The organism is Paenibacillus sp. 01T422 (assembly GCF_056398785.1).
The window spans coordinates 1-22,005 of sequence record NZ_JBFTQB010000113.1 but is presented as its reverse complement, the minus strand read 5'-3'; the positions used below and the strand labels follow the sequence as shown (position 1 = coordinate 22,005).

General features: G+C 44.8%; 24 protein-coding genes and 2 pseudogenes. 1 reads left to right on the top strand and 25 read right to left on the bottom strand.

Annotated features, from left to right (window positions below; all coding sequences use genetic code 11):
- The 13 genes and pseudogenes from AC1DUA_RS08810 to AC1DUA_RS08750 all read right to left on the bottom strand — a co-directional run.
- A pseudogene (locus AC1DUA_RS08810) lies at nt 1–413 on the bottom strand (flagellar basal-body MS-ring/collar protein FliF); the annotation flags it as partial.
- A 43-nt stretch (nt 414–456) separates the two neighbouring features.
- Complete coding sequence (gene fliE, locus AC1DUA_RS08805) at nt 457–765, bottom strand: flagellar hook-basal body complex protein FliE (protein ID WP_477499373.1); 309 nt, start codon at nt 763–765, stop codon at nt 457–459.
- 19 nt (nt 766–784) lie between these two features.
- Complete coding sequence (gene flgC / locus AC1DUA_RS08800; RefSeq protein WP_477499372.1) at nt 785–1,234, bottom strand: flagellar basal body rod protein FlgC; 450 nt, start codon at nt 1,232–1,234, stop codon at nt 785–787.
- Nucleotides 1,235–1,240: 6 nt separating this feature from the next.
- On the bottom strand, nt 1,241–1,648 hold the full coding sequence (flgB, locus tag AC1DUA_RS08795) for a flagellar basal body rod protein FlgB (protein ID WP_477499371.1): 408 nt from the start codon (nt 1,646–1,648) through the stop codon (nt 1,241–1,243).
- Between the two features lie 224 nt (nt 1,649–1,872).
- Nucleotides 1,873–2,658, bottom strand: coding sequence for a GTP-sensing pleiotropic transcriptional regulator CodY (gene codY / locus AC1DUA_RS08790; RefSeq protein WP_477499370.1), 786 nt, complete (start codon nt 2,656–2,658; stop codon nt 1,873–1,875).
- A gap of 38 nt (nt 2,659–2,696) precedes the next feature.
- Nucleotides 2,697–4,094 (bottom strand): ATP-dependent protease ATPase subunit HslU, encoded by a 1,398-nt coding sequence (gene hslU / locus AC1DUA_RS08785; protein WP_477499369.1) that lies wholly within the window; start codon nt 4,092–4,094, stop codon nt 2,697–2,699.
- Between the two features lie 39 nt (nt 4,095–4,133).
- Nucleotides 4,134–4,688 (bottom strand): ATP-dependent protease subunit HslV, encoded by a 555-nt coding sequence (gene hslV / locus AC1DUA_RS08780; protein WP_477499368.1) that lies wholly within the window; start codon nt 4,686–4,688, stop codon nt 4,134–4,136.
- A gap of 194 nt (nt 4,689–4,882) precedes the next feature.
- Nucleotides 4,883–5,818 (bottom strand): annotated as a pseudogene (gene trmFO, locus AC1DUA_RS08775) (methylenetetrahydrofolate--tRNA-(uracil(54)-C(5))-methyltransferase (FADH(2)-oxidizing) TrmFO); the annotation flags it as partial.
- A 12-nt stretch (nt 5,819–5,830) separates the two neighbouring features.
- Nucleotides 5,831–7,933 carry a type I DNA topoisomerase gene (gene topA / locus AC1DUA_RS08770; protein ID WP_477499367.1) on the bottom strand — a complete coding sequence of 701 codons (2,103 nt, stop codon included), beginning with the start codon at nt 7,931–7,933 and terminating at the stop codon, nt 5,831–5,833.
- A gap of 69 nt (nt 7,934–8,002) precedes the next feature.
- On the bottom strand, nt 8,003–9,094 hold the full coding sequence (gene dprA / locus AC1DUA_RS08765) for a DNA-processing protein DprA (protein ID WP_477499366.1): 1,092 nt from the start codon (nt 9,092–9,094) through the stop codon (nt 8,003–8,005).
- Nucleotides 9,095–9,209: 115 nt separating this feature from the next.
- On the bottom strand, nt 9,210–10,142 hold the full coding sequence (gene sucD / locus AC1DUA_RS08760) for a succinate--CoA ligase subunit alpha (RefSeq protein WP_477499365.1): 933 nt from the start codon (nt 10,140–10,142) through the stop codon (nt 9,210–9,212).
- Between the two features lie 49 nt (nt 10,143–10,191).
- Nucleotides 10,192–11,352, bottom strand: coding sequence for an ADP-forming succinate--CoA ligase subunit beta (gene sucC, locus AC1DUA_RS08755; protein ID WP_477499364.1), 1,161 nt, complete (start codon nt 11,350–11,352; stop codon nt 10,192–10,194).
- A 170-nt stretch (nt 11,353–11,522) separates the two neighbouring features.
- A complete protein-coding gene (locus AC1DUA_RS08750) occupies nt 11,523–11,780 on the bottom strand; it encodes a hypothetical protein (protein ID WP_477499363.1) in 258 nt (85 codons plus the stop codon).
- A 193-nt stretch (nt 11,781–11,973) separates the two neighbouring features.
- Here AC1DUA_RS08750 and AC1DUA_RS08745 point away from each other — a divergent pair, with 193 nt between their 5' ends.
- Nucleotides 11,974–13,545: a YifB family Mg chelatase-like AAA ATPase gene (locus AC1DUA_RS08745; protein ID WP_477499362.1), complete on the top strand. Its 1,572-nt coding sequence runs from the start codon at nt 11,974–11,976 to the stop codon at nt 13,543–13,545.
- 49 nt (nt 13,546–13,594) lie between these two features.
- On the opposite strand, the gene AC1DUA_RS08740 is transcribed toward AC1DUA_RS08745, so the two are convergent.
- The 12 genes from AC1DUA_RS08740 to ffh form a co-directional block, all read right to left on the bottom strand.
- Nucleotides 13,595–13,972 (bottom strand): YraN family protein, encoded by a 378-nt coding sequence (locus AC1DUA_RS08740; RefSeq protein ID WP_477499361.1) that lies wholly within the window; start codon nt 13,970–13,972, stop codon nt 13,595–13,597.
- Nucleotides 13,972–14,286 carry an EscU/YscU/HrcU family type III secretion system export apparatus switch protein gene (locus tag AC1DUA_RS08735; protein ID WP_477499360.1) on the bottom strand — a complete coding sequence of 105 codons (315 nt, stop codon included), beginning with the start codon at nt 14,284–14,286 and terminating at the stop codon, nt 13,972–13,974. Before AC1DUA_RS08735 ends, AC1DUA_RS08740 begins: the two co-directional genes overlap by 1 nt.
- Nucleotides 14,283–16,097 carry a hypothetical protein gene (locus AC1DUA_RS08730; protein ID WP_477499359.1) on the bottom strand — a complete coding sequence of 605 codons (1,815 nt, stop codon included), beginning with the start codon at nt 16,095–16,097 and terminating at the stop codon, nt 14,283–14,285. The genes AC1DUA_RS08735 and AC1DUA_RS08730 overlap by 4 nt, the downstream gene beginning before the upstream one ends.
- A 74-nt stretch (nt 16,098–16,171) precedes the next feature.
- Nucleotides 16,172–16,819: a ribonuclease HII gene (locus AC1DUA_RS08725; protein WP_477499358.1), complete on the bottom strand. Its 648-nt coding sequence runs from the start codon at nt 16,817–16,819 to the stop codon at nt 16,172–16,174.
- 142 nt (nt 16,820–16,961) lie between these two features.
- Nucleotides 16,962–17,822, bottom strand: coding sequence for a ribosome biogenesis GTPase YlqF (ylqF, locus tag AC1DUA_RS08720; protein ID WP_477499357.1), 861 nt, complete (start codon nt 17,820–17,822; stop codon nt 16,962–16,964).
- 11 nt (nt 17,823–17,833) lie between these two features.
- Nucleotides 17,834–18,460: a signal peptidase I gene (gene lepB, locus AC1DUA_RS08715; protein ID WP_477499356.1), complete on the bottom strand. Its 627-nt coding sequence runs from the start codon at nt 18,458–18,460 to the stop codon at nt 17,834–17,836.
- A 92-nt stretch (nt 18,461–18,552) separates the two neighbouring features.
- Complete coding sequence (rplS, locus tag AC1DUA_RS08710) at nt 18,553–18,894, bottom strand: 50S ribosomal protein L19 (protein WP_127458434.1); 342 nt, start codon at nt 18,892–18,894, stop codon at nt 18,553–18,555.
- A 168-nt stretch (nt 18,895–19,062) separates the two neighbouring features.
- The gene (trmD, locus tag AC1DUA_RS08705; RefSeq protein ID WP_477499355.1) at nt 19,063–19,815 is read right to left on the bottom strand and encodes a tRNA (guanosine(37)-N1)-methyltransferase TrmD; all 753 of its coding nucleotides are present in this window, start codon (nt 19,813–19,815) and stop codon (nt 19,063–19,065) included.
- A complete protein-coding gene (gene rimM, locus AC1DUA_RS08700) occupies nt 19,812–20,327 on the bottom strand; it encodes a ribosome maturation factor RimM (RefSeq protein ID WP_477499354.1) in 516 nt (171 codons plus the stop codon). The genes trmD and rimM overlap by 4 nt, the downstream gene beginning before the upstream one ends.
- An 83-nt stretch (nt 20,328–20,410) precedes the next feature.
- Nucleotides 20,411–20,641, bottom strand: coding sequence for a KH domain-containing protein (locus AC1DUA_RS08695; protein ID WP_047672782.1), 231 nt, complete (start codon nt 20,639–20,641; stop codon nt 20,411–20,413).
- Between the two features lie 26 nt (nt 20,642–20,667).
- A complete protein-coding gene (rpsP, locus tag AC1DUA_RS08690) occupies nt 20,668–20,940 on the bottom strand; it encodes a 30S ribosomal protein S16 (RefSeq protein ID WP_029195333.1) in 273 nt (90 codons plus the stop codon).
- 36 nt (nt 20,941–20,976) lie between these two features.
- On the bottom strand, nt 20,977–22,005 hold a 1,029-nt coding region (gene ffh, locus AC1DUA_RS08685), incomplete at its 5' end, for a signal recognition particle protein (RefSeq protein WP_477499353.1).

The following is a 22,005-nucleotide window of genomic DNA, read 5'->3' as shown; positions in this document are numbered from 1 at the left end:
CCTTGAATCGCATTCAAATATTTCACTTTAAATTCGTTATCTGTGATACCAAATGAACTGCTGTTGCTAAAAGCACCGAATCCTAGAGAACCATTTTTGTTTAAACCTTGTGACTCAACACCGAGTTTCACGTTTGCAACTTCATTTGTAGGCACTTCGATGCTTTTACCATCAGCACTAAGCTTGTATGGAATTTTAGCCGTATCTAGATAACCTTTGATCGCAGCCGCGTCACTTGGCTGAAGTTCGGTAAATGCTAAGGAATATTCCGTCTTAGATAAATTAACACTGATAATTGCAGCAGTAAGAATCAAAAGGACAACTGTTGCGATGAATGTAATTTTTGTTGTTCTACTATATCGATTCCAATACTGTTTGACTTTCTCCCAGTACTGGAGGAGATTCTCGTTCACTCCGTCACCCCATCGAACCAAAGTTTTAGCAGCATCTGATTAATTACAGCTGCATTCTCATCATTTCTTGGTAAGCTTCAAGGACTTTATTTCTAACTTGCACCGTAAGTTCCAGGCCTAGCGAAGCTTTCTCGGAAGCAATCGTGAGCTGGTGGACGTCTGAAAGCTCTCCTTTAATGAAACTTTGATTGAGTTGATCAACTTGTTGTTGTTGGGCATTTAAATTCGTCATTGCTTCATTCAGAAATGAGCCGAATTGTTTGCCAAGGTCTGCAGCACCTTCACCCGAATTATCTTTGGGTTGAACGGAGCTCATGATATTTAATGGACTATAGCTAACTTTGTCGATCATGCTGCAACCTCCCGATTAATTATCTACCGATCTCTAATGCCTTTGTAATCATTGATTTACTTGCATTAAGCGCAGTAACGTTAGCTTCATAAGATCTTGTAGCCGAAATCATATCAACCATCTCTTTCAGCACATCAACATTGGGCATGTAAACAAATCCATTAGCATCTGCATCAGGATGTGTAGGGTTATATACTTGTTTAAGTGGCGACTGATCCTCGAAGATTCTGTTAACTCGTACTCCTTCGCCTGTTCCATCTGCCATAGCTGACTGCAACGATTGTGCGAAACTCGGTTGCGACTTTGTTTCAAATGCAACTAACTTCCTCGTGTAGGGAACCCATTTCCCGTCTACAAACTTGGCACGTGTTGTATCCGCATTAGCAATATTTGATGAGACGACATCCATTCTTAAGCGTTGCGCGGTCAGTGCTGATGAACTGATGTCAAATCCGTTAGTGAGCCTCATTTGTTATTACTTCCCCCCTAATACTGTGCGCATTTTTTTGAATTCACTGTTCATTTGCTGAATCATTGTATTGTATTTCAGTTGGTTTTTAGCCATTAAAGACATTTCATAGTCCATATCGACATTGTTCAAGTTATTGTTAATCGCTGTCGATTCATCGGTTTTAATTTCTGAATTCGGTAAATTTGTCGATTTGCCTATAAAGAAATGCTTAGGGTTTGTCCGATAACCTTCTATAGAGGGCGTTGATGAATTMATTTCACCTTGCAATAACTCTTCAAACAATACATCTGAACGCTTAAAGTAAGGTGTGTCCACATTGGCGACGTTGTTCGCTACCACTTTTTGTCTGAGAGTCGAAGCATCGAGCGAACGCTCCATCAAGTTCCAACTGGGTTTGTCCAACAAAGACATACACGTTACCCCCTTTCAATAGAGTATTCGACACTATACTTCCACAAAGAAAGTATGTATTCCTTCTTATTTCGACATTATTTTCATAAAACAAATAGAAAAAGTTTCCTGTTGTAGAATTTTGTAAGTTCATTACCTTTCTAATCATCTAAGATATTAGCTTAAGTTACAATAAGAAAAAAGCCCTATCTTTTTAGCAGACAGGGCTTTTCAATAGTACCAAACTATAGTTTCGTCTTTATCTGTTCAATACTTTGTATTAATTGTTCATTTAAAATTCGGATATAAGTGCCCTTCATACCAAGCGAGCGTGTCTCTATAACTCCGGCACTTTCCAGCTTACGAAGTGCATTTACGATAACAGAACGCGTAATTCCAACGCGATCAGCGATTTTACTCGCGACCAGGAGCCCTTCTTTGCCATCCAATTCTTCGAAAATATGCTCTACAGCTTCCATTTCGCTAAAGGACAAAGAGCCTATTGCTACTTGAACGACAGCTTTACTTCTAGCCTCTTCTTCGATCTCTTCCGCTCTTTCTCTCAAGATCTCCATAGCGATTACTGTCGAACCATATTCAGCTAATATTAAGTCATCATCAATAAATAGACTTTCATTGCGACTTAGAATTAATGTTCCTAACCGATCGCCACCACCAATAATAGGAACCAGCGTCGTGTGGGTGTACGGGAACATGTCTTTCATTTGCTCTGTGTAGTAAAAATATGGGCTGCTCGGTTCGGAAGTCGACGTCGTTTCCTCTATCTTCAATAAAAGATTGTTGGATTCGGACGGGAATCTACGTTCAAGCAAAATGGCCTGGTTCATTTCAGATGAAACAGGATCATTTGTTGTAGCATAACCTAGAATCTTCCCTTTACGGCTAACCACATAAATATTTGCAATAACAATATCACGAAGAACTTCTGCCATATCCATAAAGCTAACCGCATTCCCTGCTTCCTTTTGCAGCAATCGATTTAGCCTTCTTGTTTTGTTTAATAAACTCATGTAACTGCCTCCTACTTACGTAACCCTGCAATCGCTCATTATAAAATGTATTGACTCAAATCTCTATTTTGAACTATGCCGCTTAGCTTTTCACGTACATATTCTGGATTGATCACGAAAGATTCCAATGTAATTTCAGGGGCTTCAAAGGAAAGATCCTCGAGTAATTTCTCCAAAATCGTATGCAAACGACGTGCTCCGATATTTTCCGTATTCTGATTGACTTCTACCGCAATTCGAGCTATTTCATGAATAGCTTCCTCAGCAAATTCAACGGTTATGCCTTCCGTTTGTAACAAAGCCGTGTACTGTTTCGTTAATGCATTTTTGGGTTCCTGCAAAATAGAAACAAAATCTTCAAGCGTTAAATCGCTCAGTTCTACACGAATTGGAAAGCGACCCTGAAGCTCTGGGATCAAATCCGAAGGTTTTGCAATATGGAAGGCCCCAGCACCAATGAATAAAACATAATCGGTCTTCACAGGTCCATATTTGGTTACAACGGTTGAACCTTCAACGATCGGGAGAATGTCTCGCTGTACGCCTTCTCGGGAAATATCCGGACCATTTCCTCCGCGGGAACTGCTTGCTATTTTATCGATTTCATCGATAAATATGATGCCCGACTGCTCGGCGCGGTGAATAGACTCTTGGATAACATCGTCCATGTCAATCAATTTTTGCGCTTCTTCTTGTGTTAGAACTTTTCTCGCTTCCTTCACTGGAAGCTTGCGTTTCTTCATTTTTTTGGGCATCAAACTACCGAACATTTCCTGCATATTCATGCCGGCTTGTTCGTTTCCTTGCCCCGCTAGCATATCCAGCATGGAAGGTGAAGAGTCTTCGACCTCAATCTCAACGATCTCACCTTCTAATTTACCACTAGTCAATTGATCTGCGATTTCGGCCCTTTTGGTCGAGAGATTTGGATCAGGCGCACTCTCTTCCTGCTCGGGTTGATTCTGGCCTCCAAACAGCATTTCAAACGGATTACGCTGCGATTTGGTGCGGGACGGACTTGGAGCCAATAAAGAAACAATCCGCTCATTAGCTAACTTCTCTGCGCGGTCTTTCACTGCTTCCATGCGTTCCGATTTAACCATACGAATAGAGGTTTCAATTAGATCCCTGACCATCGATTCAACGTCACGTCCAACATAACCTACCTCAGTGAATTTGGTTGCCTCTACTTTAATAAAAGGGGCTCCAACCAACTTCGCCAATCTACGTGCAATCTCAGTTTTACCTACGCCAGTTGGTCCAATCATCAAAATATTTTTGGGAACAATCTCATCCCGCATGGCTTCATCCACAAGGTTTCTCCGATAACGATTCCGCAAAGCAATAGCAACTGATTTCTTTGCTTTCTTCTGACCAACAATGTATCGATCTAATTCCTGTACAATTTGTTTAGGTGTTAGGGAGCTGTTTGCCATTCGGGTACCCTCCTAAAAAAGTGCGTAATCAATTCTGACTTACTCGATTTCTTCGACAATAATATTATGATTCGTGAACACACAAATTTCAGCGGCTGTTGTAAGTGCAGCATGTGCAATCTCTTTGGCACTTAGCTCTGAAGCATGACGATGTAATGCCCTTCCAGCCGCCAATGCGAAACTACCACCAGAACCTATCGCCAGGATGCCATCATCCGGCTCAATAATCTCCCCATTGCCTGACAGAAGCAATAAACCAGTAGCATCCATAACAATCATCATAGCTTCTAATCGACGTAATACGCGATCTTGACGCCAATCCTTCGTGAGTTCGACTGCAGCACGCTGTAAATTGCCATGATGTTCTTCGAGCTTGCCTTCAAACTTTTCAAAAAGGGTAATCGCATCGGCTACTGATCCTGCAAAACCTGCGATAACTTTCCCTCTATGTAAACGCCTCACCTTTTTGGCACTGCTCTTCATAATCATACTGTTGCCAAATGTAACTTGACCATCTCCGGCAATTGCACCTTTACCTTGATGACGAATGGCAAAAATAGTTGTCGCATGAAATTGCGCCTGACTAGCATCCATCTCTTCTCACTCCTCCAATGGAATCATACACCGGAAAACAAATTCTTAACTTGGTTTCGACCTAATAAAAAGAGATAAACCTCTAGCGAGGTCAATTTCACAATTAAGACCGCATCTAGAGGTAAATGTATGAGAAAACGAATGAATAATAATTCAAAACATAATTATAGTAACACAGTGAATAGTGAGATTACATGCATAACCCCATAACGGACGAACTCAGCTTGTTCCAAGCCAGGAATCAAAGACAGAACGCGTTTTTGCTCGCCCCACTTCAAATGAGTTTGGAAACCAACCAAGTTATATAATGTTCCCGCGGCATTGTCTTGACGAAGCTGTACGACGGCGTGTGGCAGCTTACCAGTGTGCGGGTTAATCAGTCCAACAGGCTTCATTGGCCCGAACAACACCGTCTGCTTACCGCGCTTAGCCATTACCTCTAGGGGCATGCAGCCTTCGAAATAGATCTCTTTTTCGAATTCCTTAAGTTCTGCTACTTCTGCCGTTATTAAAGCTTCGTAGAAAACATTGAATTCCTCTTCTGTCATTGGACAATTGAGGTAAGCTGCCTCACCTTTGTCATAACGAGAAGCTAAGTAAACTTTACTCATATCAATGGAATCTTTCTCTAAAATCGGCGCTGCCGCATCATAGAAGTACAAGTATTCCTCACCCATGAGTCCTTTAAGCTGGTTAGACAAATCTGGTGATGTTAACGGTCCCGATGCTACCACCGTGATGCCTTCCGGCAAAATTTGAACTTCCTCGTTAATGACCTCAATTAGCGGATGGTTCCGCAGCGTTTGTGTAACAGCTTGAGAGAACCCATCGCGGTCAACAGCCAAAGCTCCACCTGCGGGTACAGCATGCTGGTCAGCGCAAGAGAGAATCAAGGAGTCCATTCGTCTCATCTCTTCTTTCAATACGCCAACAGCATTCGTCAAACCATTGGATCTAAGGGAGTTACTGCACACCAGCTCTGCAAACTGATCTGTTATGTGAGCTGGCGTTTTACGGACATTACGCATTTCGTATAAAGTAACAGGGACACCTTGACGTGCAATCTGCCAAGCGGCTTCACTTCCAGCGAGTCCTGCACCGATGACTGTTACTCTTGGGTATTCTGGCAAAATCGGACACCTCTAATCTTTCATATCTTCGTTCTGATCTTCATTTACTTCTTCTTTATGGTCGCATTTCGTACATTGAATATTGAGACCATTCTTACTTCTTTTCTCGATCATCATCGAGCTGCAAACTGGGCAAGGCTTGTTAACCGGCTTATCCCATGAGACAAAATCACAAGTTGGATATTGATCGCAGCCATAGAACACTCTGCCCTTCTTACTTCTGCGTTCTACAATCTTGCCTGTATGGCAGCTTGGGCATGTGACACCGATATCTTTGATGATTGGCTTCGTGTTACGGCATTCCGGGAATCCGGAGCATGCCAGGAACTTGCCGAAGCGTCCCATTTTATAAACAAGATGTTTACCGCATTTCTCGCAGATCTCATCAGATACTTCATCCTGAATCTCAATTTCCTTCATTTCTTCTTCGGCAAATTCGAGCCGTTTCTCAAAGGAAGTATAGAATGTATCCAGAACTCTTACCCAATCCTCTTTACCTTCTTCTACGAAGTCAAGCTCCTCTTCCATATGGGCTGTGAACTCAACATCGAGAATTTCCGGGAAAAACTCTTGCATCAATTGAATGACAAGCTCGCCTAACTCAGTAGGAACGAATTTCTTCTCTTCGATCGCGACGTAGCCACGCTTCTGAATAGTTTCCAGCGTCGGTGCATACGTACTTGGTCGGCCAATGCCCATTTCCTCGAGCGCTCTCACTAAACGGGCTTCTGTGTACCTTGGAGGCGGTTGAGTAAAGTGTTGCTTGGGATCAATGCTTTGTTTTTCCAAAACATCGCCTTTGGATAATGGCGGAAGCAATTTATCCTCTTCTGTCGTTCCATCATCGTTACTTTCCACGTAAACCTTCATAAAACCCGCGAACTTCATTTTGGATCCATTCGCCCGGAATACCGTTTCACCTGCGGTCAAATCAATGGTCATCGTATCCAAAATGGCGGATGACATTTGACTAGCAACAAAACGATCCCATACGAGTTTGTAGAGACGATATTGATCTCTGCTAAGGAACTCTTTTAATTGTTCTGGTTCGCGTAGCACAGAGGTAGGCCTGACTCCTTCATGCGCATCTTGTGCATTTGCATTCTTTTTCGTGTAGACACGTGGTGTCTCTGGATAAAATGCTGCACCGTATTTCATCTGTATAAATTCTCTTGCTTCTTCTTGGGCGACAGGGGAAATCCGTGTTGAATCCGTACGCATGTACGTAATCAAACCAACTGTACCTTCTTTCCCCAAGTCTATTCCTTCATATAACTGCTGCGCCACAGACATCGTCTTGGACGCCCGGAAGTTCAATTTACGCGCTGCTTCTTGCTGCATAGAGCTCGTAATGAATGGAGGAGATGGGTTACGCCCACGCTCTTTCTCTTTCACTTCTTTCACGGTAAACTTCCCGTTGCCCATTGCAGCTAAAATCTCGTTAACGTCATCTTGCGAATGCAGTTCCTTTTTCTCGCCGTTAATGCTGTGGTACTTCGCTTCGAATCCTGCTTTTCCAGCATCCAGCAAAGCTGTAATGGACCAGTATTCTTCAGGCTCGAAGGCTTTAATCTCATTCTCTCGATCTTGAATCAGTTTAACCGCGACGGACTGTACACGGCCTGCCGATAAACCTTTTTTAACTTTTTTCCAAAGTAAAGGGCTTATTTTGTACCCTACAAGTCGATCCAATATCCGTCTAGCCTGCTGTGCGTTAACTAGATCCTGATTGATGCGGCGAGGTGTTTTGAAAGCATCCTTCACAGCATCCTTCGTAATTTCATTAAACACAACACGACACAGTTCATCTGGACCAACATCCAAATAATGCGCTAAATGCCAGGCAATCGCTTCACCTTCACGATCCGGGTCAGCTGCGAGATATATTTTTTTCACTTTTTTACTTGCATCTTTTAATTCTTTTAATATAGAACCTTTACCACGGATAGTTATGTATTTAGGCTCAAAGTTACGATCTACTTCTACGCCAATTTGGCTTTTCGGAAGGTCGCGAATATGACCCATCGAGGCTTTTACGATAAATTTGCTGCCTAAATATTTGCCGATGGTTTTGGCTTTAGCTGGTGACTCAACAATGACTAATGAATCTGCCATGATCGTCCTTCCTCCCCTCTTAATTTCAAGGTTAAGTCTATTGGCGAGAAGAAAAACTTCTTAAATAGCCTATGCTTGGATGTAGGTAGAACCTGGAAGCTGTTTAATCGCCTTTTTCAATAGTAAAGATAACAGAACTGCATGCAAATGTCCAAACGTAAATTGTCCGTCCTCCATTAGGGCATCAATCGAAATGGGTTCATTCGACAACTTACGGAAAATTTCGCCTTCCTCGTCCGAAAGTGAAAATAATGTCAACGGCTTGTTTAGAGCACGTTTTTCATCTGAACTTATCATATAGTTGTAATCGTCTACTATCTCTTCCACACGTGTAACTAACTTAGCGCCATCCTTTAAAAGCCTATGAACGCCGCTGCTTACACGGGAATTAATGGGGCCAGGAATAGCGAATACATCCCGTGACTCCTCGAGCGCAAACTCAACTGTTATCAGCGATCCGCTGTCCTCGGCTGCCTCAACGACTGTGACACCTAGTGACAATCCCGCTATTATGCGGTTTCGCTGCGGAAACATGCCAGGCTTCATCCCTGTACCAATAGGGTATTCAGAAATGATAATTCCTTCTTGCTCAATATTTCGAAATAATAAAGCATTCTCACGCGGGTAGATCTGATTGATAGCGCAACCAAGAACAGCTACCGTCTTTGACTTACCTTGTAAAGCGCCTATATGAGCTTTGCTGTCAATTCCTCTAGCCAGTCCGCTGACAATACCGAACCCAGCTCGCGAAAGTGCAGCAGCCCATTCCTCTGCAATCTTTTTCCCATAAAGTGTTGGCGTACGGGTACCTACCATTCCTAAGAGTCGTCCATTCAGAATCGCAGGGTTACCTTTCACATATAAAACCCAGGGGGGTTGCGCAATTTCCTTCAATATTAGAGGGTATTCCTCATCCAAAATCGTGAGGATTTGAATGGATTGCTTCATATATAATTGAAGCCTTTGTTCAATGAAGGCATGAGTAAATTGCGAGGCAATTCGCTCAGCTACGGAAGCCCGAATACCTTGAACAGCAATTTCCGCTGCAGAGAGCTCAAACAAAACTTGCAGGTCTGGAAAACGGTTAACGAGCAGAAGCATGGTTTTCCAGCCGACCCCTTCAAGTTCATGAAGACCAAATATAATGATTCGATTATCCATAAGTATATACACTCCTTACTCGAATGACAAATCTTTGCAAAGCTAGAAAAACAAAAAACCTCCCAAATCCCTGATTAAGGGAGTTGGAAGGTTGCTTACCTTCGAGAAGATGAGACTATTTTTTTGTGATAACTTTGTCAAGCATTCCTTTTTCTTCAAGTACGCTAACAAGTGTTGAACCCATTTCAGATGGAGTAGCCGCTACGCGGATTCCGCATCTTTCCATAGTTGCAACTTTCTCAGCAGCAGTACCTTTACCACCGGAAATAATGGCACCAGCATGGCCCATACGTTTTCCTGGAGGCGCAGTTTTACCGCCGATGAAACCAACAACTGGTTTCGTCATGTTCGCAGCAACCCACTCAGCCGCTTCTTCTTCTGCTGTTCCACCGATCTCACCGATCATGATAACAGCATAAGTGTCAGGATCTTCATTGAAACGTTTGAGGATATCGATAAACTCGGAACCTTTTACAGGGTCTCCACCGATACCAACAGCAGAAGATTGTCCAATACCGCGAGTTGTTAATTGGTGAACCGCTTCGTATGTCAATGTTCCGGAACGGGAAACAACACCTACGTGACCTGGTGTATGGATGTAACCAGGCATGATACCGATTTTGCACTCGCCTGGTGTGATAACGCCTGGGCAGTTAGGTCCGATAAGAACTGTTCTTTTACCTTCCATGTAACGCTTCACGTTAACCATATCAAGAACCGGAATACCTTCCGTGATACAGATAACAAGATCAAGATCAGCGTCAACAGCTTCGATAATGGATTCTGCTGCAAATGCAGGTGGTACATAAATAACAGATGCTGTTGCACCAGTTGCATTTTTAGCTTCGATTACTGTGTTAAAAACTGGAAGCTGAACGAGTTCACCGTTTTCCAGTGTGATGTCTACTTTTGTTCCGCCTTTACCTGGGGTTACGCCACCAACCATTTGTGTGCCGTATTCAAGACCGCCTTTGRTATGAAACAAACCCGTAGCGCCGGTAATCCCTTGAGTAATGACTTTTGTATGTTTATTGACCAAAATACTCATGATCTTTTGTTCACATCCCCTATATTATTTAAAACCACACGGGTTTAATTTATTTCACAAGTGCAACGATTTTTTGAGCACCGTCTGCCATGGAGTCAGCAGCAACAATGTTCAAGCCGGATTCGTTAAGAATCTTTTTACCAAGTTCCACGTTTGTTCCTTCAAGACGAACAACAAGCGGACGGGAAAGACCAAGTTCTCTAGCCGCAGCAACAACACCGTCAGCAATTACGTCACAACGCATGATACCGCCGAAGATGTTAACGAAAATCCCTTTAACTTGCTCATCGGACAGGATGATTTTGAAAGCTTCTGTAACTTTCTCTTTCGTAGCACCGCCCCCTACGTCAAGGAAGTTAGCAGGGTCTCCGCCGTAGTGCTTGATGATGTCCATAGTAGCCATCGCAAGTCCTGCACCGTTAACCATACAACCGATATTACCGTCAAGAGCAATGTAGCTCAAATCATATTTGGAAGCTTGAATTTCTTTCGCATCTTCCTCTTCAAGATCGCGAAGTTCAACGATGTCTTTGTGACGGAATAGAGCGTTAGAATCAAAGTTCATTTTAGCATCAAGAGCCATAACTTCGCCGGAACCAGTAACAACCAGTGGGTTGATCTCAGCGATGGAGCAATCTTTTTCTACGAACGCTTTGTAAAGCGCAAGCATGAATTTAACTGCTTTGTTAACCAGCTCGTTAGGAATGTTGATTGAGTATGCAAGTCTACGTGCTTGGAAAGATTGAAGGCCGATCGCTGGATCTACGACTTCTTTGAAAATTTTCTCAGGAGAATGCTCAGCAACCTCCTCAATTTCCGTACCGCCCTCTTCAGAAGCCATCATAACGACGCCACCTGTAGTACGGTCAACAACAACACCAACATAATATTCTTTTTTAATGTCACAACCTTCTTCGATCAAAAGGCGTTTAACTTCTTTGCCTTCAGGACCTGTTTGGTGAGTGACAAGCACTTTGCCAAGAATTTCGCTAGCATATGTACGAACTTCGTCGAGGTTTTTAGCTACCTTAACGCCGCCTGCTTTACCGCGACCTCCGGCATGAATTTGCGCCTTAACAACGACGACGGATGTTCCGAGTTCTTTTGCAGCTGCAACAGCTTCATCTACGGTGAAAGCAACTTTCCCGTTAGGAACGCTGACTCCGTACTGTCTCAGGACTTCTTTGCCTTGGTACTCATGGATATTCATTTCCTAAAATCCTCCTATCAGTATGGACTTTCTATACGTGCTATACAGGGGAAAAAGTGTAAGCTATCACTTACAGCCATTAAGCGCCCTCATATGTGTTTAAATGACAAAAATGTTCATAAAAAAGACGTATTTCTCAAAACTTGAAAAATACGTCTACCTTTTATTTGTCAATAATGTGGCGTTGTCGGAGTGTTCACTCGCGGTTCGCGCTCCGCCTGTTTAATAAATCTCAACTCATTTCCTGTAAAGCTGCAAACAAGACATTGAATCATCGGTTCTTCCTCAGGAATCGCGTCAGGGTCATTGAATTCCGTTATATTACCGGATAGAGCATCCTTCAGAAACGGCTGTGCATAGCTGGTAATTACACTGAATTTGATACGATTAGAACGGCAGTTTGGACAAAAATACGGCTTCTCCTGCATATCATCACCTCATCTTCCAGTATGTGCATATAGACTTTATTTAAAACGTTCAAAAGCCATTTATGGATTGCGTAAATTTTCCATTTTCTATACAATAGAGGAAATTAAACGGATMAATAAGGAAGCACCTTTTATCCTCATGAACAGTAGTTTTAAGCTGCTGCTCTATTAAGGAGAGGAAGGTGTTTATTGTATGTACGGCAAAGTTTGGAGTGCCTGCTTGCAGGGAATTGAAGGAAGGACAATTGAAGTAGAGGTTGATATCTCAAGTGGCTTGCCCCAGATGAATTTGGTGGGGCTTCCGGATTCCGCTATCCGGGAATCTGTGGAGAGGGTTCGTACCTCTATCAAAAATTGCGGATTCACTTTCCCGATGGATAGAATCACCGTGAATCTAGCACCAGCAGATTTGCGCAAAGAGGGCTCCTCTTTCGACTTGGCTATTGCTGTTGCCATTCTACTAACAACGGGTCAGGTGAGCAGTGAATCCTTGCAAATGACCTTATTTTTAGGCGAATTAGCATTGGACGGATCACTTAGGCCTATCCCAGGCGTATTATCTATGACGCATGCAGCGAAAAAGTTAGGCATCAACCGGGTCTGCGTCCCTCTGTCCAATGCCTCTGAAGCTGCGCTAATTGATGGTGTGGAAGTTTGCGGAATAACAAATCTTTCGGATTTTAGAAATTGGAACCGGCAGTCTCATCACAAGTTTCTATTTAATGTTAACACGAATAGCCAGAATGGACTTTCGACCAATTCCTCGATAACTCGCTATGAGGTCGATGATTATGCCGATGTTAACGGGCAGCATCAAGTCAAACGAGCAATGATGATAGCTGCTGCAGGCATGCATAATATTATATTAATCGGCCCGCCCGGAACTGGAAAAACCATGCTGGTAAAGCGAATGCCTTCCATTTTACCACCTATGTCAGATCATGAAGCGCTCGAGGTCACGAAGATATACAGCGCCTCAGGCAAGCTCATAGATCGCTCTTCGCTGATGCGCACTCGATCATTTCGAGCTCCGCACCACACCATATCGGCGGCAGGGCTTGTCGGAGGTGGAACTATACCGAAACCAGGTGAAGTCAGCTTAGCTCACCGAGGAATTTTATTTCTGGACGAGCTGCCAGAGTTTACACGAAATGCACTGGAAGTCCTTAGACAGCCACTTGAGGAGCGCTCTGTTACAATAGCTAGGGCGCGAGCCGTGTACACGTTTCCTTCTCAGTTTATTTTAGCTGCTGCTATGAATCCTTGCCCCTGTGGTTATTATGGAGCAGAAAATGAAGCAAATGCCTGTATTTGCTCGTACGCGAAAATCGTTCAATACCGCTCCAAAATATCCGGTCCTCTCCTTGATCGCATCGATCTCCATGTCGAGGTACCTAAACCCAGCTATGCGCAGTTAAAGGAACACACGATAAGTAATCCTTTATCATCCACGGAAATGCTGGAGAGAGTATTAATTGCTCATCAGCGACAGCAGGAGCGCTACGCAGGTACAGGCATACAGCATAATAATGAATTAAGTGGTAACCGGATGAGGCAGATTTGTCATTTAACTGCTGAAGGAGAGCAGCTGCTGAGTGCATCCTTTGAGGCGCTTGGACTTAGCGCTAGAGCCCATGACCGGATCCTTCGTTTAGCCTTAACGATAGCGGACTTAGAAGAGAGTGATCATATTCTGTCCCATCACTTGGCAGAGGCCATCCAATACCGGAATCTCGATAAGCAGCAAAAAGAGCAAGATGGATGACGCAAATAAGAGCCTTTTGAAGCCCGTACGTCATTTTAACGATCGGACTTCAAAAGGCTCCTTGAATATGTTCAATATGTGGCGTTGCTCCGTCCAATGGTATTTCGACGGCAATTACATCAAAGCGAATGGAAATCTCATACTTTTGAAAGCGATACATGTAAAATTGAGCCGTTTCTTTCACTTTCAACTGCTTGCGAATATCAACGGATTCTTTGGCGAGCCCGAAGCGGCCAGTCGAACGTCTTGTTCTGACCTCAATAAATACGAGCGTACCTGCTTGCTCTGCAATAATATCCAGTTCTCCCGTACGGCAGCGCCAGTTCCGTTCCAGAATCCGGTAGTCCTTGCTGCTCAAAAATACTTCTGCCGCATCTTCGCCAAGCTTACCAAGCTGCTTTCTGTTATCTTTTCCTTGTTCCTTCATTAACTGTCCCTCTGGGATCGCATCCGATTATCTGATCGATAGATAAAACTCAGCACTTCAGCCACCAATTGATATAACTCAGGAGGTATTTCCTGATCCAGGTCCAGCTTAGATAACACTTCAACTAAGGAAGAATCTTCTTGAACTGGAATTCCATTATCCTTGGCTTTTTGTAGAATAGCTTCAGCCATATGCCCTTTACCTTTGGCAATTAGGGTAGGAGCTTTCTGTGCTTCAGGCGAGTAGCGGAGCGCCACTGCCTTTTTGATCGGCGTGGGTTCAGGTGTTCCAGCTGTATTTCGTTGCTTGGTCATGCCCGAAAATCTACCCCCTTGTACGTTTTTGGGAGGTAGAGCGAGCGAAGATCTGCTCGACCATCTGTAACGGTCTTTCCTTTTCCTTCATCCTCGTTTATTACAGGCTGTGGATAGGGTGAACACTTCAATGAAATAAACTGATACCCCGCTTTGTTCATCGCCGATGTAATTTCTTCCTTGGACTCCTCCATCATAGGAGCTAATGCCGGATGATCATTATGAATCGTCAATGAGACGATTTTATTTACGACGTGTACATCAACCAATGTATTTCCCATGACTTTCATCTGTAGATCGAATAACAAGCGACAGTTGCTTGCATCAACTTCTCCGCGTTTGCCTTTGCGGGATTGAATATGAATCGCTGCAGATTGCTGTCCTGTTCCATCCATAAAAGGAACAAATAAGGTCATATGGGCAAACATGGCGGTTTTGTCGCCAGTCAACATCAACTGTTGACCCGTGATTTGCCCAACCGCTTGCTGCGCCGCTTCTCTCAGCGGCGCTGGTGTATCATCCGAGGCTGTAAGCTGCAAAAGCAGGCTCTTCAGTGTCTCAGCAGCAGCAGGCTTAGCCGTATCATCCTGCTGAGAAGTCATAGCGATCAGGTTCGGCAGCTGATCGTCCTTAGGGAGCCGTCCGCGTTGCATGACATCTCCGCGCTCATCCAGCTTCGCTGCCAGATGAGCCTCATGCTCAACACCGACGGCTTTGAGCATCTTGCTGATCCAGTTAGGCTCTGGATCAGCTTCAAGCGCCTGAGGCGCGCTGCTCCGCGCCTCTAACGGCTCCGCCGCCTTCTGCTTCGCAGGCGGCTGCTGCACGGGCGAACCCGCCACCGGCGGTTCGCCTTCAACTACAGCTGGCTCAGCGCTGCGCGCCTGAGCCTCTGGCACGGCCGCCCTCGCGGTGCGGGCGGCCTGCGGTGGCTCCGCCGCCGGCTGTGCCGGGGCGGCGGYAAGCTCCACGCCCGCTGCCACTGCAGCGGGCGGAGCTGTTACGGCAGCGGCCGCAGGCGCGCTGCCTGATGTTGCCGGCGGCGACCCTGCGGGAGCCGTCGTGACGCTTGCGCCAGGCTGCGAAGCAGCTGGCGGAGCGGCAGCCGCGGCCGGCGCCTCTGGCGGCCGCGCGGGCCAGACAGCTGCGGCGGAAGCCCGCAGCTCTCTAAGCAGCGCGACCACCTGCTTCGCGGTGTCGGCAGCAGGATGCTGCGGCTCCTGCTCGAGCAAAGTCGCAGCCTGCTGCTCCAGCTGTTCCAGCACCTTCCCTACCGGAGGACCTGAAGTAACCTGCCTTAAAGCCCCTACTGTTTCTTGGGTAAGGGGCAATCCTTTTTTATGGGCTAGTACAGCAGCTTGCGCCCATTCTTCCTTATTCACACCCTCAGGTACGTTACTCATCAAAGTTTCAAAAGCTTTGACTGTTTCCTTGGATACAGGAACACCTTCCTGTTGCATGTTCTGAACCATTTGCCGATTGCTTGCCGTATCCTTAACTGAGAAGGCCTTGAGGAGATCACCGAGAGAATCTTCTGTAATCTGCACGTCCGATGTCGTCAACGGCTTTAACATAATCTGCCCGCCGCTTGATTCCGGTTGAACCTGCAGATAAGTCACATCTCCTTGCTTGAGAGGAGTTTCCAGTTTGGCTCTGACCTGTACGCCACCTATATTAAGTAATGCTTCTTGATCGCTAAGCAATTGAAGCACGACGCCTTTCACAACTTGTCCTACTTTTAGTTCAAGCACCTTGCTGTCCGAAGCGGTTAAATCCCCAACCAAACTGCGAATTAATCCACTTATGTTCATCCCGTTCACCTCAAGTCTTTCTAACACTTATGTATATTATCGGCTGCTTCTCGCCATTTCTTAATAAGATGAAGTTATATGAAGTCCAGTTCCAATTGTTCAGATTGCGGCTGCGATTCCTTCTCTTCCAGCTGCGCCATCACTTTGCGTATAAATAATTTACGATGCAGGGCCGTCGGACCATAGCGCAAAAGCATTTCTCTATGGTGCTTTGTCGCATAACCCTTATGTACGGCAAGTCCGTACTCGGGATACTGATCATCCCATTCAGCGCACATCCGATCCCTAGTCACCTTGGCGATAATCGATGCTGCTGCAATGGATTGACTTAATGCATCTCCATGTATAATAGCCGTTTGTGGAATATCCAAATCTACGTTTTCAGCATCCACAAGCAAATAATCCGGCACCTGGCTTAACTGCTCGACTGCCATCTTCATAGCCAATCTAGCGGCTTGCTTAATATTAATGGCTTCGATCTTATTAACATCAACGATGCCAACCCCTACAGCTAACGCTTCATTCATAATTTGTTCATAGAAAGTATCCCGTTTCTTCTCAGAGAGTTTCTTGGAGTCATTCACCCCTTCTAACACATACCCTTGCGGAAGAATTACAGCAGCAGCTACGACATCTCCGAATAAACAGCCTCTTCCTACTTCATCAATCCCGGCAACAAGGCTGAATCCTTGCTCCCATACTTCTTTTTCGTGCTCCAGCAATGACTTTCGCCCCTTTCCATCTCATCATTATAAGGGATTGCCGCTTCGTCAAGCTATACCCATTTTTTTCAGCAAAAAAAACCACTCCCGCCCCCGCCTTAACAGCTAGGTCCGAAAGTGGCTATTTATGTTTATTGTATTACTAAGGCCTTTCCAAGGAAATACGCCCCATTTTGCCTGCTCGAAGATCACGTATGATAATTAAGGAAGCTTTATCCAGATCCACTTTACCACCGCTTACAATGGCTCCGCGTTTCCGACCGATTGCCTCCATCACCTTGACCACTTCGTGAATATTTTCCATATCCTCCGGAAGATCGGTTACTCCGAATCGCTCTTGAAGAGCTGCACCATAATGTTCAACCATATAGCGAACAACAAAAAGCGCAATTTCATCCAAATGAAGCAATTCTTCTTTGATCGCACCCGTCGCTGCAAGACGCTGACCTACCAATTGATCCTCGAATTTCGGCCACAAAATACCTGGCGTATCCAGCAAGTCCATTTCTGTTCCAACTTTAATCCACTGTTGACCTTTGGTAACACCTGGCTTATCACCCGTTGCTGCGATTTTCTTACCCGCCAACTGATTGATGAGCGTAGATTTCCCAACGTTCGGAATGCCGACGATGAGCGCCCTTACAGCACGAGGATTAATTCCTCTGCTGATTTGACGTTCGATTTTATGTGCCCACAGCTGTTTTACGCGCGGTAAAATTTCTTTGGTCGCAGTTCCAGTGGCTGCATCAATTGGCAAAGCAGGCAGACCTTGATCTGCAAAATACTTAACCCACTGCGCTGTCACCTGGGGATCCGCCAAATCGTTTTTATTCAAAAGGACCAAACGGGGTTTGCCCTTCAAAATTTCATCTACCATCGGGTTCCGGCTGGAGAGCGGTACGCGGGCATCCAAGAGCTCAATGACGACATCAATTAGCTTAAGCTTATCTTCAATCTGCCTTCGAGCTTTGGTCATGTGACCGGGAAACCATTGAATGGTCATTCTATTTCACCTCAAAAATGTATAAAACTAATTTTGTTCAGCGGCCAGAAAATGACTTCGGCACGGCCAACGACTTTTTCGAATGGAACGAAGCCTACACTTTTAGCTCGGCTATCTTTCGAGTTCGGACGATTATCCCCCATTGCAAAAAGTTCCCCATCTGGTACTTTCGTTTCCGGGAAATCTGACAATGTGTTATATGCATGTCCTTCTTTATTCGCTTGATCAATAGCTTCCTTAATAAATGGCTGATCAATCTCTTGACCATTAATAAATACTTTATCACCTGTTACCTTAACGGTTTCCCCTGGGAGTGCGATAACACGTTTAATGTAATCTTTCCCTTCAGGTGCGTGGAAAACGATAACTTCTCCCCGTTTCGGTGCGCGGATGTCATAAACAATTTTATTGACAATGAGTCGTTCGCCGGTAGAAAAATTGGGACGCATGGAATCACCATCGACTATGAAAGGCGAGAACAGGAACCAGCGAATGATAATAACGAGCACTCCCGCGATTACTAATGCTTTGATCCATTCCCAAGTTTCGCTTTTGGCTGTTTTTGCAGGTTTTGAAGATGTTGTTTCCTCGGTCGAAATAGAGCTTACTCTAGGCTGATCTTGCTCATTCTGTTCCATCACTGATTGCCTCTTTTCCAGTTTTGGTTATATGTATTAGATTGCTCTACAAAAATGAAAAGGAGACTTGCCTAAACAAGCCCCCCGTTTTCTTATCGAATTTCTTTGATTCTTGCTGCTTTACCACGAAGACCACGCAGATAATAAAGTTTCGCACGACGAACTTTACCACGGCGAGCCACTTCAATCTTCTCAATCTTCGGAGAATGGAATGGGAAAGTTCTTTCCACACCCACACCGTAAGAAATTTTACGAACTGTAAACGTTTCGCTGATTCCACCGCCGTGGCGTTTAATAACAACACCTTCGAACAGCTGAATACGCTCACGTGTACCCTCGATAACTTTTACGTGTACTTTAAGTGTGTCTCCTGGACGGAAATTAGGAATATCCGTACGGAGTTGCTCTTTCGTAATCTCTTGAATAAGATTCATAGTTGACTCCCTCCTTCCACACAGGTGTTCATTCCGCTTATCTACATAGTATGTCTTAGCTGTTATGCGTAGAGGACCACCAGACTCGAACTGTTGAAAAATTCACAACAGAATATATATTATCATAGACAGAAGAGAAATTCAATAGAGAAGTTTTTGGGGGCTACTTCATTTGTTTTTCTCTTGCCATTCCATGATCCAAACCTTTTCTTCTTTGGACAACTCTCTTCCTTCAAGCAAATCAGGACGGCGCTCAAGGGTGCGAAGGATGGATTCCTTACGGCGCCAGCGCTTCACGTTCTCATGATGTCCTGATAAAAGCATGTCAGGCACTTCCCACTCTCTGAACTTAGCTGGTCTTGTGTAGTGAGGGTACTCCAATAGGCCTGTGGAGAATGAATCCGTCACCGCTGACATCTCATTGCCCAGTACACCAGGCAGCAGCCTCACTACACTGTCTATAACGACCATAGCAGGCAATTCTCCGCCAGTTAATACATAATCACCTATGGATAGCTCATCGGTCACCAGATACTGCCTAATACGTTCATCGTATCCCTCATAGTGACCGCAAATAAACACAAGATGCTCTTCGTTTGAGAGTTCTTCGGCAATTTTCTGCGAGAACGGCGTACCCTGCGGACACATGAGAATGACACGCGGCTTTGCCGGTTCCTGTCCTGCCTCTTGATGCTTAGGTAAATCCTCCACTGCGGCAAATATCGGCTCTGGCTTTAGARCCATTCCACCGCCACCACCGTAGGGATAATCATCCACCGTATTATGTTTGTTATTGGAGTACTCACGAAAGTTCACGGTGTTTAGACTAACAATTCCCTTGTCACGAGCTTTCCCCAAAATACTCGACGAAAATACCCCGTCAAACATTTCTGGAAACAAGGTCAATACATCGATTCTCATTCCATTAGTCCTTCCATCAAATGAATCCGGATTGTTTTGGCAGCAATATCCACATCCAGGATCACATCATCAATCACAGGAAGCAGCAGCTGCTTGCCCTTAGGCAAGTMCACTACCCAAACGTCATTCGCGCCTGGCGTCAGCACTTCAGAAATTAGACCTAGTTCTTGGCCTTCCTCCGTCACGATCTTACAGCCAATAATCTCATGATAATAGTATTCTCCCTCTTCCAAGGGTTGTTGATTCTTAGCTTCGATTTTTAGCAGTGAACCTTTGTATTTCTCAACCTCATTAATATTGCTGAACTGCGCAAATTGAACGATAAATACATTTTTATGTAAGCGGGAGGTTTGAACCGTCACCGGCGTTTGCTTATTTTGAGGGTCAACAATGATTAATGTATTTCCTTTGTCAAAGCGTTCTGGAAAATCAGTTTCTGGAACTATTTTCAATTCTCCACGAATCCCGTGGGTATTTGCGATTAAACCAACAGTTATTAGTTTCTCGGTCATTTGCGCTTGCCCAACCTCCACTATAATTTACCTTTCAAGACCATATAAGAAAAAGGCTAGGAACTGAATCCTAACCTACTTTCTTATGAAACGATTTCAACGGCTACCCGCTTCGTTTCTTTCACTGCTGCTGACGTGACGACTGTGCGGAGCGATTTCGCAATCTTGCCCTGCTTCCCGATCACTTTGCCGACATCGTCGGGGTGAACAGACAGCCTGTACTCAATCTTGTCATCCTTCTCCACGACAGCAACACGTACTTCTTCCGGATGATCAACAAGAGCCTTAGCAATAACGGTGATAAGATCCTTCATGAACCCACCCTCCGAAAGATAACAGATTACTTCTGCAATTTCAGCTCGTGAAACTTAGTCATCAAACCTGCTTTGGAGAACAGGCTGCGAACTGTATCGGACGGTTGAGCGCCAGTTTGAAGCCATTTCAGCGCTTTTTCCTCATCAAGGGTTACAGCTGCTGGTTCTGCAATCGGGTTATAAGTTCCGATTTCTTCGATAAAACGACCATCACGCGGGGAACGGGAATCCGAAACCACCACACGGTAGAAAGGAGCTTTATGAGCGCCTACACGTTTAAGACGAATACGTACTGCCATGAAAAATCACCTCCTACTTAGAATAAAAAGCATTATTTAAAAGGGGAATTTAAATCCCTTGCCTAACTTCTTCATACCTTTGGCGCCCTTGGGCCCCATCATGCCTGAGAACTGCTTCATCATTTTGCGCATATCATCGAACTGTTTAATGAAACGGTTGACCTCTTGAACCGAGTTCCCACTGCCTAGTGCAATCCGTTTGCGGCGGTTGGCGTTTAGGAGCTCAGGCTTGCGTTTCTCTTCCTTCGTCATCGACTTCACAATCGCTTCAACGCGTGCCATCTGTTTGTCGTCGACCTTCATATCTTTCATGCCTTTGATCTTGTTCGCACCTGGCAGCATCTCCAGAATCTGATCAAGCGGCCCCATCTTCTTCACTTGCTCCATTTGATCAAGGAAATCTTCGAAAGTGAATTCGGCGTTGCGCATTTTGCGCTCCATTTCTTTCGCCTTATCGATATCGATACCAGCTTGCGCTTTCTCAATCAATGTAAGCATATCGCCCATGCCAAGAATTCTTGACGCCATGCGATCCGGGAAAAATGGTTCCAACGCATCCATCTTCTCGCCACTTGCTACGAATTTAATCGGACAACCTGTAACCGCCTTGACCGATAACGCCGCGCCACCGCGGGTATCGCCATCCAGCTTGGTAAGTACAACACCTGTGAGTTCCAACTGCTGATGGAAACTCTCAGCGACATTGACAGCATCCTGACCAGTCATAGAATCTACAACAAGCAAGATTTCATCGGGTTCAACGACGGAACGAACATTTTTCAATTCATCCATCAAGTTCTCATCAATGTGCAAGCGACCTGCAGTATCAATGATCACATAGTCATTGCCGTTATCTTTCGCATGTTGAAGTCCTGCTTTTGCAATTTCTACAGGGCTTACTTGATCTCCTAGTGAAAAAACAGGCACTTTGAGCTGATCACCGAGTACTTCTAACTGTTTGATTGCCGCAGGACGATAAATGTCACACGCAACCAACAGCGGTCTATGATTCTGTTTAAGGAGCATCTTGGCCAGTTTACCGGACGTCGTTGTTTTACCTGCCCC

Coding starts and splice junctions, on each gene's coding strand:
- dprA (WP_477499366.1), bottom strand. CDS start 9,094: ATGGATAATCGAATCATTATATTTGGTCTTCATGAACTTGAAGGGGTC.
- AC1DUA_RS08750 (WP_477499363.1), bottom strand. CDS start 11,780: ATGCAGGAGAAGCCGTATTTTTGTCCAAACTGCCGTTCTAATCGTATC.
- hslU (WP_477499369.1), bottom strand. CDS start 4,094: ATGGCAAACAGCTCCCTAACACCTAAACAAATTGTACAGGAATTAGAT.
- hslV (WP_477499368.1), bottom strand. CDS start 4,688: ATGGATGCTAGTCAGGCGCAATTTCATGCGACAACTATTTTTGCCATT.
- AC1DUA_RS08745 (WP_477499362.1), top strand. CDS start 11,974: ATGTACGGCAAAGTTTGGAGTGCCTGCTTGCAGGGAATTGAAGGAAGG.
- sucC (WP_477499364.1), bottom strand. CDS start 11,352: ATGAATATCCATGAGTACCAAGGCAAAGAAGTCCTGAGACAGTACGGA.
- topA (WP_477499367.1), bottom strand. CDS start 7,933: ATGGCAGATTCATTAGTCATTGTTGAGTCACCAGCTAAAGCCAAAACC.
- fliE (WP_477499373.1), bottom strand. CDS start 765: ATGATCGACAAAGTTAGCTATAGTCCATTAAATATCATGAGCTCCGTT.
- rpsP (WP_029195333.1), bottom strand. CDS start 20,940: ATGGCAGTACGTATTCGTCTTAAACGTGTAGGCGCTCATAAAGCTCCT.
- ylqF (WP_477499357.1), bottom strand. CDS start 17,822: ATGACCATTCAATGGTTTCCCGGTCACATGACCAAAGCTCGAAGGCAG.
- flgC (WP_477499372.1), bottom strand. CDS start 1,234: ATGAGGCTCACTAACGGATTTGACATCAGTTCATCAGCACTGACCGCG.
- lepB (WP_477499356.1), bottom strand. CDS start 18,460: ATGGAACAGAATGAGCAAGATCAGCCTAGAGTAAGCTCTATTTCGACC.
- codY (WP_477499370.1), bottom strand. CDS start 2,658: ATGAGTTTATTAAACAAAACAAGAAGGCTAAATCGATTGCTGCAAAAG.
- AC1DUA_RS08740 (WP_477499361.1), bottom strand. CDS start 13,972: ATGAAGGAACAAGGAAAAGATAACAGAAAGCAGCTTGGTAAGCTTGGC.
- AC1DUA_RS08735 (WP_477499360.1), bottom strand. CDS start 14,286: ATGACCAAGCAACGAAATACAGCTGGAACACCTGAACCCACGCCGATC.
- rplS (WP_127458434.1), bottom strand. CDS start 18,894: ATGAATCTTATTCAAGAGATTACGAAAGAGCAACTCCGTACGGATATT.
- AC1DUA_RS08695 (WP_047672782.1), bottom strand. CDS start 20,641: ATGAAGGATCTTATCACCGTTATTGCTAAGGCTCTTGTTGATCATCCG.